Origin of the sequence: Hyphomonas sp., from assembly GCF_037969335.1 — a bacterium.
In the GTDB taxonomy this organism is placed as follows: Bacteria; Pseudomonadota; Alphaproteobacteria; order Caulobacterales; family Hyphomonadaceae; genus Hyphomonas.
The window spans coordinates 1-12,698 of sequence record NZ_JBBKXE010000061.1 but is presented as its reverse complement, the minus strand read 5'-3'; the positions used below and the strand labels follow the sequence as shown (position 1 = coordinate 12,698).

Sequence of the window (12,698 nt, the reverse complement as noted above, 5' to 3'; positions counted from 1 at the left end):
GTCTGCCCCGTCAACAGAACATAGAGGGAACTTTCACAGTCCGCTGTTTTATTAATCTCAGCCTGTGGAAAACTGGAAGGGGAGGCGACTGGGAGTTGAGAATCCAGTATCTTCCCGTTTGACCTTCCGAATCAGAGGTCCCGAGGAAGCACAGGAACTAGATTTGACGGTCCTGATCCTGTGCCCCTCGGCTTTTTCAACTGCCGAAGCAGTAGCTGAGATGTAGTCTGTTGCGACTCGCTCGGTCAAGCTTCGGCCTCTTAAAAGGAGGCCTTAAATGGCTCACTATTACGTCAATAAGAATGCCCAGTCGGGCGGAGAGCACGAGGTTCATACCTTGTCGTGTAGCTACCTGCCTCTTGAGGCGAATCGCATCTATCTCGGAAACTTCGAATCCTGCGCGCCAGCCGTACGTGAGGCCCGTAGGCACTATTCTAATGTTGATGGATGCTACTGGTGTTCGCGCGCGTGCCACACGCGCTAGCGATATACTTTCTCTGATTGTCGAGGCCGTGCTTTGTTTACGGCCTCGACTTTGAAAGTATTACCGACGAACCGGGTTCGCAGCGCGGGCCCGATCTGGCAGGTTCATGCTTCGCCTAACCGACCTTTCATGGAAAAACCGGCCCGTTTCGGCTATACTGCGCCCAAGCGCGGCTCCGTGCTGCGCGAGGTTAGTAGCGTAGAGGAGACATGTGATGGACCTCAGGATTACCGAGATCAGGGCCGCCGAGGCGGTCCAGAAAGCCGCCGCCGAGGCATTGAGCCGGCGCGCCGCGAAACTGGCACCGCTGCACGAGACCGAGACGCCGCCCGACGCGCCGGAAAGCGACATGGCGCATGCGTTGCGGACGCGGCGGCGGTTGCGGAAGAGCTTTTCGACGAAGGTTTGAGCTGCCCCCTTCTCCCTGGGGAGAAGGGTTGGGGATGAGGGGACATGGCGTCTCAGCGGGTGCGGTGTTTATGGCCGCGCGCGGTTTCGTTGCGTCGCTGATCCCGTCGTCTTTGTTGAGAGGTTGGTTGCCCCTCACCCCTAGCCCCTCTCCCAAGGGAGAGGGGGCTTATTTCAGCGATTGCCTTTCGCTTGCGCTCAAGGCCTGCTGCGGGGGAATCGATCCACTGGATCGATTCCTGATCCCTGCGCAGCCCCTCACCCCTGACGGCGCTAGTCCAGCGGCGGGCTTTCACGCTCGCCCGTGCGGGTGCGGAGGGCGTAGAGGGCGGGGTTGGTGTCGCCTTCCATGACGTCTACGGAATAATGATAGTCGGCCGAGCCCCAGCCTGTTCGGGTCGTGTGCATGTGGCTGCCATCCGGCAGGGCCTGGTCGAGCAAGGAGACATATTTGAAACGGCCGCTGGCGTCCGGCGGGTGGCAGTCCGTGTAGCGCTCCTGGAAGATGGTGGTGGCGGCGACGTCGAGGCGGATCGATTCCATCTGGCCTTGCCCGTAATTGGTGATCTCGCTGAACGGCACGAAGGCGCCGGTCGCATCGGGGCGCAGGATGACCCAGCGATTGTCCGCTGTCGGCTGGATCTGCAGGTGGCCGTCGCTGCCGGTGACCGTGCCGTCCGGCAGGCTGACCGTGAAGCGCATGTGCCAGCCGCCCGCCATGCTGGTGAACGCATTGTTGATGCAGGTGTCGAGGTCTGCTTGCAGCGTGCTGCCGACGGCGACGACGTGGCGCGGCTGAGCAGGCGGGGTGGCGCAGGCCGCGAGGGCGGCCAGAGCGAGGCAAAGGGGCGCTTGTCTGCTCACATGTCGGCCCCTCACTCTACACACGAAACCAGCATAGCACATTCGCGTGCCGGGGGGCAGGGTCAGGCGGTGGCGGCGGCGATGGCTTCGGCGGGGATGATGTCGCCATCATAGAGCGCGCGGCCGAGGATGGTGCCGGAGACGGGCGTGCCGGGCGCGGCGCGAAGCTGCGTGATGTCGGCGGTGCTCGCGACGCCGCCGCTGGCGATGATCGGGATGGTGACGGCATTGGCGAGCTGGCTGGTGAAGGCGACATTGACGCCGGTCTTGAGGCCGTCGCGGCCAATGTCTGTGGCGATGATGGCGGCGACGCCGCAGCCCTCGAAGGCCTTTGCAAGGTCGACGGCTTTCATGTCGCTGGTTTCGGCCCAGCCCTCGACGGCGACCATGCCATCCTTCGCGTCGATGCCGACGACAATGCGGCCGGGCAGGGCGCGGGCGGCGTCTTTCACCAGTTGCGGATCGCGCAGAGCGGCGGTGCCGAGGATGACGCGGGAGATTCCGGCCTCGAGCCAGGCGTCGATCTGGGCGCGGGTGCGGATGCCGCCGCCGAGCTGGACCGGGGCGGGCGTAGCCGCGAGGATGGCTTTCACCGCCGCGCCATTGGCCGACTGGCCGGCAAAGGCGCCATTGAGGTCGACGACGTGGAGATGGCTGAAGCCGGCGGCGTGGAAGACGGCGGCCTGGTTGGCCGGGCTGTCATTGAACACGGTGGCCGCATCCATCTCGCCGCGCAGGAGGCGCACGCACTGGCCGTCTTTCAGGTCGATGGCGGGGTAGAGAGTGAAGGTCATGCGGGGGTCCATTGCAGGAAGTTGGCGAGCAGCTGCAGGCCGACGCGCTGGCTCATTTCCGGGTGGAACTGGGTGCCGAAGATGTTGTCGCGCGCAACCGCGCTGGTGAAGGGGGCGCCATAGTCCGTGGTGGCGGCGATGTCGGCCGGGTCCTGAGGCGTGAAGGCGTAGGAATGGGTGAAATAGGCGTGCGGGTCCGGGCCGAGGCCGGTGAGCAGGGCATGGGGGCGGGGGATGGTGAGGCTGTTCCAGCCGACATGCGGCACGCGCAGGCCGGGGCCGGGGGCGATGTGGTCGACGATGCCGGGGATCCAGCCGAGGCCGGGCGTGTCGCCATCCTCGCGGCCGGTATCGGCGAGGAGCTGCATGCCGACGCAGATGCCGAGAAAGGGGGTCTTGCGGGTGAGGACGGCGGATTCGAGGGCGGCGACAAGGCCGGGGCGGGCGCGCAGATTGGTGGCGCAATCGGCATAATGGCCAACGCCGGGCAGGATGATGCGGCTGGCGGCTGCGATGGCGGCGGGGTCATCGGTGATGGCGATCTGGATGGCAAGACCGGCCCGGCGGGCGGCCTCGTTCAGCGCACCGGCGGCCGAATGGACGTTGCCGGAGCCATAATCGATGAGAGCGACCGAGTTCATGGGCCGCTCTTAGCGCCCTGCCACGCAAACCGAAAGGCTGTTTCACTTGCATCGCGCCGCAAATGCATGATAACACTATGCGTATAGAGTAACCTAGGGTGATATAATGAATTTCAGTGGCAATAGAGAACTGTTCGAGCGCGAAGTGAACGTGGCGCCGGATGTCGCGGACGTGAAACGGCTGGCGGCTGAAGCCAAGGCGTCCAACGGCACCTCGAGCCATGAATTGCGCACCAAGCTGGCCGCGCGGCTGGCCCATGCGGCCTTCCTGGCGCCGGACCGTGTCGGCGAGATCTATGATGCGCTGGCCGAAGGCTGGATCGGCGAGCCTGTGGGGGCTGCGCCCATCCCGACTCTCGGCGAACCTGCCATGACGGCGCCGGACGGCTTGTGGGACGCGTTCTGGTCGATCTCTGAAGACGGTGTGGCCGGCAAGCTGGATGCGCTGGCGGTCACCTCGCGCACGGCAGCTCTTGGCAAGGAGCTTGATGACAGTTTCCGGGACCGGGTGGTGAAGACGTCTTTCACCTATGAAGGTGTGTTGGAGATTGCGACGCTGCCGCTGCCACGGCGCCATACGCTGGAAGAACTGGGCGCCTGCCCGGAAAATTCCGTGGGCCGCCTGTTCTATAATGTGATTGTCGACAATTCATTCGACCTCGAAGTGCTCGACCGCGACGCGATTGGCCTGTCGCAGTTGCCGTCACCGCTCGACTACCTGAACACACGCATGCTGCAGGCGCATGATCTCTGGCACCTCGTCGGCGGCTATGAGACGACCTCGCTGCACGAAATCGCGATCTCGGCATTCCAGATGTCGCAGTTCGGGCACAATTACTCGGCGCAGTTCCTGGCGGTCACGGCGGTTATCGGCGCGCAAGGCCCGGCGATGTCCTATCCGGTCCTGATGGACACGATCACCAGCGCCTGGGTGCACGGCCGCCATACGCCGCCGATGATCACGATTGACTGGGAGAGCGTCTGGACCGGCACGCTGGAAGAGGTGCGCGAACAATTCGGCATCAAGGCCTATGAGCGGCCCTATCCGGCAAACCTGATCGAAATGGCGATGGAAGCCGCCGCCTAGAGGCTGCCCTTGGTCGAGGCCGGCTTGCCGCCGAGCTTCGGATCGATTTCAACGGCCGTCCGCAATGCGCGGGCGGTCGCCTTGTAACAGCTCTCGATGATGTGGTGGCTGTTCTCGCCATAGAGATTCTCGACGTGCAGGCACATGCCGCCATTCCCGGCGAGGGCGTGGAAGAATTCCTTGAACAGTTCGGTATCCATCTCGCCGACCTTGTCGCGGACGAAATTGACCTTCCAGACCAGGTAGGGGCGCTTGCAGAGGTCAAGGCTGGCGCGGCTGAGCGTCTCGTCCATCGGGATATAGGCGTGGCCAAAGCGCGTGATGCCGGCAAAGTCGCCCAGCGCCTTGAGAATGGCCTGGCCGATGACAATGCCCGTATCCTCGACGGAATGGTGCATGTCGATGTGCAGGTCGCCCTTGCAGCGGACCGTGAGGTCGATGGCGGAATGCTTGGAGAAGCTTTCCAGCATGTGATCGAAGAAGCCGATACCGGTTTCGATATCGGACTTGCCGGTGCCATCAAGGTCGAGGGTGACCGAAATATCGGTTTCCTTCGTCTTGCGGTCGACGGTGGCGGTGCGGTGCTTAATCATCTGGAACCATATAGTGCGCTGTATTCCCAACAGCTAGCGCGTTTTGTTCACTGAATTCTAAACATATTCACGGAATGTCTGTTCAGGAACGGTCGCAACTGGCCAAAAGAAGGCGAATCGGCGCTTGAAAAAGAACAGACACCTGGGTCGAATTTTCGGCAGAATGACCATTTCCGCGTTTGCGGGCGTGGTTGCTGGTATGCTGGCATCGCTTGTCTTTGTTGCCCTGATCGTTGTGGTCCAAGCCTACCGGGTCATGGAGCTGGGGATCGCCCCGCTGGATACCGCGGTTCCGATTCCCCTGTTACTGGTGCTGATGACGGTCGCGACGATCCTGGCGGCAGGGGTGTCCTATGCCTCGGCCAACCTTTTTCGCCGGTCGCTGGACCGGTTCAACGACTATCTGCTGAATGCGCACCTGGATGACACGGCGTCTCTGGACGGCATGCACTTCGCTGAATTGCGCCGCCTGCGCGTCGGTGTCACGCGCACGATCGGCAAGCTGCGCCGGGAAAATGCCCTGTTGCGCGAAACGGCTTTTGTCGACCCGCGGACCGGACTGTCCAACATGATCGCGATCGACAAGGCGATCTCCGAGTCGTTGATGAAGGCCACATTCGAAGCGCCCGCTGCCCTGATCATGCTCGACCTCGACCGGTTCACACGCGCGTCCGAACAGTTGGGCAGCTATGCGAGTGAAGCCCTGCTCGCCCAGGCCGGCCAGCGGCTGAAGACCGAACTTGCGGCAATTTCCGGCCCCGCAGGCGCGGCCCTGCGCGACGCGACGATTGCGGCCCTGCAGGCTGATGAGTTCGGCGTCTACATGCCCAATGCCGTCAGTCGCGAACATGTGGCGACCATTGCCAGGGCCATCCGCCAGGCCTTTGCTGCGCCCTTCGAACTGAACGGCCAATCGGTCAACCTCGGTATTTCCGGCGGGATCGTGATGGCACCGGAAGATGCCGACAGTTCCCAGAAGCTTTTCCGGCATGCCGAACTGGCCCTTCGCCTGGTGCGCGACGAAGCCACGTCGGGCTTCCGCTTCTTCACGCCGCGCCTTACGCGCGTCGCCCGCGGCAAATACAAGCTGGAAGACGAATTGCGCGAAGCCGTGGCGAACCGGGAGTTCAAGGCCGTATTCCAGCCAAAGGTCAATTTCCAGACCGGCAAGATTGTCGGCGCTGAAGCCCTGGCGCGCTGGCGCCGGCACAATGGCAAAATCATTTCCCCTGCGGCCTTCATTCCGCTGGCGGAGGAAACCGGCCTGATCAACCAGATCGGCGAACAGATTCTCGAGGCGGCCTGCCAGTCGGCGCGGATCTGGATGCGTGAGGGACTGGACGTGTCGGTGGCGGTCAATGTCTCGCCCCGCCAGTTCGAGCAAGGCAACCTGACGGATACCGTGATGGACGTGCTGAAGCGGACGGGCCTCCACCCGAACCGGCTGGAACTCGAGATCACAGAAAGCATGGCTGTCGATATCCCGGCAAAAGTGGCGGAAGTCATGGGGCCGCTGCGCATGATGGGGATGAAACTCGCGATCGACGATTTCGGAACCGGACACTCAAACCTGTCAATGCTGACCCAGCTGCCATTCGATATTTTCAAGATCGACCGTCAGTTCGTGTCGGCCCTCGAAGGCGACAAGCAGGCCCCGGCAATTGTCGAAATGATTCTTGCCATGGCTGAGACACTCGGCCTGGAAACAGTGGCCGAAGGCGTGGAAACGGAACGCCAGGCAGACTTCCTGCGCCGTCGCGGCTGCACGATGGGACAAGGTTTCCTATACAGTCCCGGCCTGCCGCACGGCGCGTTCCTGGATTTCCTGCGTGCGTTCAGGGCCAACCCGCTTCCGCTTGATTCGCGCAAAGCCAGTTAAGTCGTCCCGGCGCCTTCGCGGCGGAATACATTGACCGGACTGTCGCGGTAAAGCGCTTCGCACCAGAAGGCGTAGCCGGATTTTTCGGCCACGCGGCGCGAGGCGATATTGCCCGCGTCGATGATGCAGTTCGACGGACCCGGACGATTTTCATCGAGCCAGTCATGGATCGCGCCAACAGCTTCGCTGGCATAGCCCTTGCCCCAGGAGTCGCGATTGAAGGCCCAGCCGGCCTCGGGCGCCGCCGACAGGTCGGGATTCATGCCGCGCTTGAAATCCGAAAATCCGACTTCGCCGATGAAGCGCTGTGATCCCTTTTCCACGGCGACCCAGTAGCCATAACCGATCAGCGGCCACATACCGCGTGAGCGGGCGAGATTGAACCAGACATCCTGGGCTGGACGGGTCGCGCCGCCGATATGCCGGACGACTTCTTCATCATTCCACATGGCCACGCAGGACTCATAGTCGCTGGCCTGTTGTGGCCGCAGGATCAGGCGTTCCGTCACCAGGGTCGGCGGCTCGGTGATCATGCACCGCCCTTCATCTTCGCAAGCATGGCACCCATCGCTGCGTGGACGACCTGCATGCCCTTCAGGGGACGGACCATGACCTTGAAGTCGGTGATCTTGCCCTGGTCGTCCCATTCGATCATGTCGATGCCGTTCACGTTGATGCCGTCCATCACGCATTCGAATTCTAGCACGGCCTTGTCGCCGCAATCGAAGATGCGCGTGTACTGGAACGTGTCGCCGCCGAGCGTTTCACCCGCCGCAGAAAGATAGGCCATGGTGATCGCCTTGCCTTCCTGGGGCGTGTGGACGACGGGACTGCGGAAGACGACATGCTCGGCGAGCTGGTCTGCGAGGCCGGCAGCATCGTGGCTGCCTTCCATCCAGTCGAACCAGCGTTGGAGGTTGGGCGAGTGTCCGGTGAGTTCGATCATTGTGCGTCCTCCGCGACGATGGGCTTCCCGACAAGGTAGCTGTCAGGCTGGTTGAAACAGTCGCCGCGAATGGCGACCCAGCCGCCCGGGAAATCCGGTTCGGTGAAGACGAGTTCGAGGCGCCCCCAATTGTTCCGGGCTGCGCCGGTTTCGGGATCGGAAATCGACACGTTGCAGGCGTCGGCAGGCGGCAGGTCGTCTTCGATCCATACGCCTTCGAACGCGCCGCGGCCCTCATAGGTTTGTGCGAGGCCTTCGATGTAGGCGAGGCCACGCGCTTTCGTATCGCTGGCGGGATAGGACAGAACGGCCTCTCCGGTCGGGAGGTCGCGCTCATAGACCACGTCGCCGATCTGGGAGGTCCAGGCTTCGTCTGCCAGCGCGGAACCAGTGAACACGATCGCGGCGGCGAGCAACAGGTTTGATTTCATCATCCGGCATTTCCCTTTTGTGTTTTCTGGACGCCTAAACGTATTCCGCGCCATTTGTGGCGAGGTTATCACGCGAATGCGGCACGTTAAGAGGAAATCACCCGTTATAGGCGGCTGCCAGATCCGGGTCTTTCGAGGCGACGAGATCGGCAAGGTCGGCGATGACCTTGGCCTGTTTCCATGTCGCGTCATCCTGCATCTTGCCGTCGAGCATGGCGACGCCGGTGCCGTCGGGCATGGCTTCGAGGATGCGGCGGGCGAATTTCACTTCGTCCGGGGCCGGGCTGAATACGCGCTTGGCAATGTCGATCTGGTTCGGGTGGAGGCTCCACGCACCGGAGCAGCCGAGCAGGAAGGCGTTGCGGAATTGCTGTTCGCAGGCGTCGAGATCGGAAATGTCGCCGAACGGACCGTAGAAGGCATTGATCCCGGCCATGCGGCAGGCGTCGACCATGCGGGCGATCGTATAATGCCAGAGATCCTGCTGGACGCTGGCGCGGGCGCTGTCATCGGCGTGCGGGTCTTCGAGTACGCGATAGAAGGGGTGGCCGCCGCCGACGCGGGTGGTCTTCATCTTGCGGTCGGCGGCAAGGTCTGCCGGGCCGAGGCTGATGCCCTGCATGCGGGGGGATGCGAGCGCAATTTCCTCGACGCGAGCCATGCCCTGCGCGGTTTCGAGAATGGCGTGGAACAGGATGGGGCGGGTGAGGCCGGCCTTGGCTTCGAGCTGGGCGACATACTGGTCGGCGAAATGGATGTCCCACGGACCTTCGACCTTGGGCAGCATGATCACGTCGAGCTGGTGGCCGGCCTTGAGGACGAGTTCGGACACATCGTCCTGGAACCAGGGCGAGTTCAGCGGATTGACGCGGCTCCAGAAGCCGGTGCCGGTGCCCTGCCAGTCATACATGGACGCCATTTCGATGGCGCCGGCGCGGGCGGCATCCTTGGCGTCGGCGGGGATGGCGTCTTCAAGATTGGCAAGGATGACATCGCACTTGGCGGCCATGGCGGGCGTTTTCGAACGGACCTTTTCATTATGGCCGGGGACGAAATGGATCATCCGCTCGAGGCGCGTTGGCAGTTCGCGCATTGGATCTGGTGCGCCAATGGCCAGCGGCTTGAAAAAGTTCCGGGGTGTCTTCTCGCTCATGTGTGTCTCCTCATCCGCCACAGGCCTAAGGCTGATGGTGCACTGCGTCAAACAGGAACAAAGCCGCACCTTGTCCGTTGATCGGGCGAACCCAAGACAAAGGAAAACACCATGTCCCTGCTTACGATCCTGCTGACCATCTTCCTGCCACCCGTCGCCGTTGCGATGAAAGAGGGTATCGGGGGGCAATTCGTGATCAATGTCGTGCTGACGCTGATCGGCTGGTTGCCCGGCGTGATCCACGCCTTCTGGGTGAACTCGCGCGGCGGCTCTGCGGTCGCCTAACGCGCCGCGAAATCATGACGAAAAGAGCCTGGCTGCGCGGTGCAGCCGGGCTTTTTAGTCGTTTTCGACGGGGATTTGCGTCATCCGCGCTTCGGAATCGAAGGCGCGGCGGAAAATGATGACGGCGAGAACGGCTGAGGCGACAAGGTCAATCGCTTCAGCGCCCATGATCATGTACTTGCCCGCATGCAATTCCGAGAGGAGCGCCCAGACGGCGGTGGCCGAGGTGATGAGGGCGAGTTCGGCCAGAAGCAGGGTCGGAATAAGGGCCTTGAAAAAACGGTTCATCGGGAAGCTCCACATCGTGTCTCCAGAGATATTGTCCCGCTATCGCAGAATCGCAATGGCCTATTTTCAGGATCAGCCAGGCCGGGCGAGCGGGTGGCTGGTTTCGAGCAGTTCGGCGAGCTCGTCGGTCAGGACATGGGTGTAGATCTGGGTCGTCGCGATGTCGGCATGTCCGAGCAGCGTCTGCACGCTTCGGAGGTCTGCGCCGCCCTGCAACAGGTGCGTCGCGTAGGCGTGGCGCAGGGCATGCGGGTGGACCCGGGCCGGGTTGAGATTGGCGGCGAGGGCGAGGGTGTCGAGCATCTGGCCGAGGCGGCGGCGGGTGAGGTGGCCCTGCTTGCCGCGCGAAGGGAAGAGGAAGGGCTCGGCGCGGCCGCGGGCGAGGCTTCCGGCGGGGAGGCTGTCTTCGCGCACCGCGAGCCAGTCGGACAGGGAAGTGAGCGCCGGGCCACCAAGCGGGCAGAGCCGTTCCTTGCCGCCCTTGCCGCGAATGATGATGTCCTGCGTCACCCAGCGCGCGCCCTTGCGGCGCGGCAGGCTGCCCAGCGTCAGCGAAACGAGTTCGGATGCGCGCAGGCCAGCGCCGTAGAGAAGTTCAACCAGGCATTTGAGGCGGAGGTCTTCGCCGCAGGCGTTGATCAGTTGGCCGAGTTCTTCGCGCGACAGCACGTCCGGCACTTCGCGGGACGTTTTCGGGCCGTCAATCCTTGCGGTCGGATCGTCCTTGCGGTCGCCTTCCTCGAACAGGAAGCGGAAGAAGCGCCGCGCTGCAGACAGTTTGCGGGCGGAGGTGGAGGCGGCCATGCCGCGCGCCGAGAGATCGGCCTGCCAAGCGGCGAGGTCGCGGCCCGTGGCACCGGACAGATCGCCAGCGCAGAACTCCGACGCATCCGCCAGGTCGCGTGCATAGGCGTCCAGCGTATTGGCAGCGGCGCCACGTTCGGCGCTCATCATCTCAAGGAAGGCTTCGATGCGGGCACGGTCTGACATGAGACAAGCCTAGCCTGCCTGTGTTAATGACGCCTCTATGTGCCGCGCCTCGACGCGCGGCGGACGAAAAGCAGCAAGGATGGGAACAAGCTATGGGTGGAGTTGTCGATTATAATGGCGTGACGCTGGATGCGCCGGGACGCGGACGGGTCTATGGTTCGATCCTCGAGACCGTGGGCAATACGCCGATCGTGCGGATACCGCGCATTTCAGCCGAAGAGGGCCTGAAAAGCGACCTGCTCCTGAAGCTCGAATTCTTCAATCCCCTTGCCAGCGTGAAGGACCGGATCGCCATCGGGATGATCACGCAGTTGGAAAAGGACGGCAAGATCGGTCCGGGTGCGGTCCTGGTCGAGCCGACATCGGGCAATACGGGGATTGGACTCGCCATGGTGGCGGCGTCGCGCGGTTATCGCCTGATCCTGACCATGCCGGATTCGATGTCGATCGAGCGCCGGAAAATGCTCGCCATCCTGGGTGCGGAACTGCACCTGACACCCAAGGAGCTTGGCTTGAAGGGAACCCTCGACAAGGCGGCTGAGCTGCTCGCGGCGATTCCCGGGTCTGTCATGCCGAGCCAGTTCGACAATCCTGCCAACCCGGCGATCCACGAAGCAACGACGGCCGAGGAGATCTGGCGCGACACGGGCGGCGCGGTTGACGCCGTGGTGGCCGGTGTCGGCACTGGCGGCACGTTCACGGGCACGGCGCGTGTCCTGAAGGCGAAGAAGCCGGCCGTGAAAATGTTCGCTGTCGAACCGGAAGCAAGTCCGGTCCTGTCGGGCGGCGAGCCGGGCCCTCACGCCATCCAGGGGATCGGCCCCGGCTTCATTCCGGGGAATATGGATACCAGCCTGATGGACGGCGTGGTTAAAGTGGCCAATGCGGACGCGATCGCGCATGCGCGGCGCCTGGCGCGGACCGAAGGCATTCCGGTCGGCATTTCGTCCGGCGCGGCGCTGGCGGCAGGTCTTGATGTGGCCAAGCGGCCCGAAATGGCGGGCAAGACGATTGTCGTGATCATCCCGTCCTTTGCCGAGCGCTATGTCTCGACCGCCTTGTTCGAAGGGCTTGGTTGAGCCCTATTTCGCGGCTTTCCAGTAACCGGTCGCTTCGAGCGCAAGCTCGGAGGCGGCATCCTGTGCGCCGATCGCGGCCAGCGCCTTGCCGAGCAGGGCCAGGTCAGCCGTGTCGAGCTTCGACGGGTCGCCATTGGTCAGAGCGACAGTGCCGAGGATCACTTCGCCGGCAGCGCCCTGGTCTGCGGCGGCGAGGATGGCGAGCACCGTGCCGGGCTTTACTGTCTTGCCGGGCGCCTCACTGTCGTTTGCCATCAGGTCGCGGGCCGCAGGGGGCGGCGTGATTCCCGTCATCGTCCACAGTGCGAACAGGCGGGCGGCCATCTGGCGATCAGCCTTGGTGCTGGCTTCGGTGACGAGACGCGTCCCGGTTTCCACGGCATCTCCGTTTCCGGCGAGCACGGCCAGTCCGTCGATCATGGCGAAGTCAAACGCGCGGGTTTCGGGTGCTTCGTCGAGCGTGGGGACAAGGGTCCAGAGCCTTGCTCCTTCAAAGTCCTTCGCCGCAAGACTCGCACGGGCGAACAGGAGGGCGTGTTTCGCGGTCTCCCGCGTCAGGCTCAGGCCGGCGAGGTCTTGCGACAGGACGCTGGAAACTGTCACGAAGCGGGCCGGGCTGACGGCGGCGGCCTGCAGCGCGACGGCAATGGCATCGGCGCGCCCGTCTTCGGGCATTTCCACGTTCCGCGCGGTCGCCATGGCGATTTCGATCTGCGAGTCCGGCGTGAAGTCCGGATCGGCGAACAAGGTGTCGAGGACCTGGCGCCAGGCCGATA

Annotated in this window: 16 protein-coding genes; 5 read left to right on the top strand and 11 right to left on the bottom strand. The window is 63.3% G+C overall.

Going from position 1 to position 12,698, the window contains the following annotated elements:
* Window positions 1–698 precede the first annotated feature (698 nt).
* Complete coding sequence (locus AADA04_RS05035) at window positions 699–893, top strand: hypothetical protein (protein WP_340692151.1); 195 nt, start codon at window positions 699–701, stop codon at window positions 891–893.
* Window positions 894–1,165: 272 nt separating this feature from the next.
* On the opposite strand, the gene AADA04_RS05030 is transcribed toward AADA04_RS05035, so the two are convergent.
* The 3 genes from AADA04_RS05030 to hisH form a co-directional block, all read right to left on the bottom strand.
* Entirely contained in the window at window positions 1,166–1,756 is a 591-nt protein-coding gene (locus tag AADA04_RS05030; RefSeq protein WP_340692150.1) for a hypothetical protein, read from the bottom strand.
* 62 nt (window positions 1,757–1,818) lie between these two features.
* Window positions 1,819–2,550, bottom strand: coding sequence for a 1-(5-phosphoribosyl)-5-[(5-phosphoribosylamino)methylideneamino]imidazole-4-carboxamide isomerase (hisA, locus tag AADA04_RS05025; protein ID WP_340692149.1), 732 nt, complete (start codon window positions 2,548–2,550; stop codon window positions 1,819–1,821).
* Window positions 2,547–3,191, bottom strand: a complete 645-nt coding sequence (hisH, locus tag AADA04_RS05020; protein WP_340692148.1) for an imidazole glycerol phosphate synthase subunit HisH — start codon at window positions 3,189–3,191, stop codon at window positions 2,547–2,549. The genes hisA and hisH overlap by 4 nt, the downstream gene beginning before the upstream one ends.
* Before the next feature lie 106 nt (window positions 3,192–3,297).
* On the opposite strand from hisH, the gene AADA04_RS05015 reads away from it, so the two are divergent.
* Complete coding sequence (locus AADA04_RS05015) at window positions 3,298–4,278, top strand: Coq4 family protein (protein WP_340692147.1); 981 nt, start codon at window positions 3,298–3,300, stop codon at window positions 4,276–4,278.
* Here the strand turns inward: AADA04_RS05015 and hisB are convergent.
* Entirely contained in the window at window positions 4,275–4,871 is a 597-nt protein-coding gene (gene hisB / locus AADA04_RS05010; RefSeq protein ID WP_340692146.1) for an imidazoleglycerol-phosphate dehydratase HisB, read from the bottom strand. The genes AADA04_RS05015 and hisB overlap by 4 nt on opposite strands.
* Before the next feature lie 163 nt (window positions 4,872–5,034).
* Here hisB and AADA04_RS05005 point away from each other — a divergent pair, with 163 nt between their 5' ends.
* The gene (locus AADA04_RS05005) at window positions 5,035–6,750 is read left to right on the top strand and encodes a bifunctional diguanylate cyclase/phosphodiesterase (RefSeq protein WP_340692145.1); all 1,716 of its coding nucleotides are present in this window, start codon (window positions 5,035–5,037) and stop codon (window positions 6,748–6,750) included.
* Here the strand turns inward: AADA04_RS05005 and AADA04_RS05000 are convergent.
* The 4 genes from AADA04_RS05000 to AADA04_RS04985 all read right to left on the bottom strand — a co-directional run bounded on the left by AADA04_RS05000 (window position 6,747) and on the right by AADA04_RS04985 (window position 9,280).
* Entirely contained in the window at window positions 6,747–7,283 is a 537-nt protein-coding gene (locus tag AADA04_RS05000) for a GNAT family N-acetyltransferase (protein ID WP_340692144.1), read from the bottom strand. The genes AADA04_RS05005 and AADA04_RS05000 overlap by 4 nt on opposite strands.
* Window positions 7,280–7,696: a nuclear transport factor 2 family protein gene (locus AADA04_RS04995; protein WP_340692143.1), complete on the bottom strand. Its 417-nt coding sequence runs from the start codon at window positions 7,694–7,696 to the stop codon at window positions 7,280–7,282. Before AADA04_RS04995 ends, AADA04_RS05000 begins: the two co-directional genes overlap by 4 nt.
* Window positions 7,693–8,130 carry a hypothetical protein gene (locus AADA04_RS04990; RefSeq protein ID WP_340692142.1) on the bottom strand — a complete coding sequence of 146 codons (438 nt, stop codon included), beginning with the start codon at window positions 8,128–8,130 and terminating at the stop codon, window positions 7,693–7,695. The genes AADA04_RS04995 and AADA04_RS04990 overlap by 4 nt, the downstream gene beginning before the upstream one ends.
* Before the next feature lie 94 nt (window positions 8,131–8,224).
* The gene (locus AADA04_RS04985; RefSeq protein ID WP_340692141.1) at window positions 8,225–9,280 is read right to left on the bottom strand and encodes a CoA ester lyase; all 1,056 of its coding nucleotides are present in this window, start codon (window positions 9,278–9,280) and stop codon (window positions 8,225–8,227) included.
* A 111-nt stretch (window positions 9,281–9,391) separates the two neighbouring features.
* Here AADA04_RS04985 and AADA04_RS04980 point away from each other — a divergent pair, with 111 nt between their 5' ends.
* Window positions 9,392–9,565 carry a YqaE/Pmp3 family membrane protein gene (locus AADA04_RS04980; protein ID WP_340692140.1) on the top strand — a complete coding sequence of 58 codons (174 nt, stop codon included), beginning with the start codon at window positions 9,392–9,394 and terminating at the stop codon, window positions 9,563–9,565.
* 54 nt (window positions 9,566–9,619) lie between these two features.
* On the opposite strand, the gene AADA04_RS04975 is transcribed toward AADA04_RS04980, so the two are convergent.
* Both AADA04_RS04975 and AADA04_RS04970 read right to left on the bottom strand, forming a co-directional pair.
* Complete coding sequence (locus tag AADA04_RS04975; RefSeq protein WP_340692139.1) at window positions 9,620–9,853, bottom strand: hypothetical protein; 234 nt, start codon at window positions 9,851–9,853, stop codon at window positions 9,620–9,622.
* Between the two features lie 72 nt (window positions 9,854–9,925).
* Window positions 9,926–10,843, bottom strand: a complete 918-nt coding sequence (locus tag AADA04_RS04970; protein WP_340692138.1) for a tyrosine recombinase — start codon at window positions 10,841–10,843, stop codon at window positions 9,926–9,928.
* Window positions 10,844–10,935: 92 nt separating this feature from the next.
* On the opposite strand from AADA04_RS04970, the gene cysK reads away from it, so the two are divergent.
* Window positions 10,936–11,922 carry a cysteine synthase A gene (gene cysK / locus AADA04_RS04965; protein WP_340692137.1) on the top strand — a complete coding sequence of 329 codons (987 nt, stop codon included), beginning with the start codon at window positions 10,936–10,938 and terminating at the stop codon, window positions 11,920–11,922.
* A 3-nt stretch (window positions 11,923–11,925) separates the two neighbouring features.
* On the opposite strand, the gene AADA04_RS04960 is transcribed toward cysK, so the two are convergent.
* Window positions 11,926–12,698: hypothetical protein (locus tag AADA04_RS04960; protein ID WP_340692136.1), on the bottom strand; the 773-nt coding region annotated here is incomplete at its 5' end.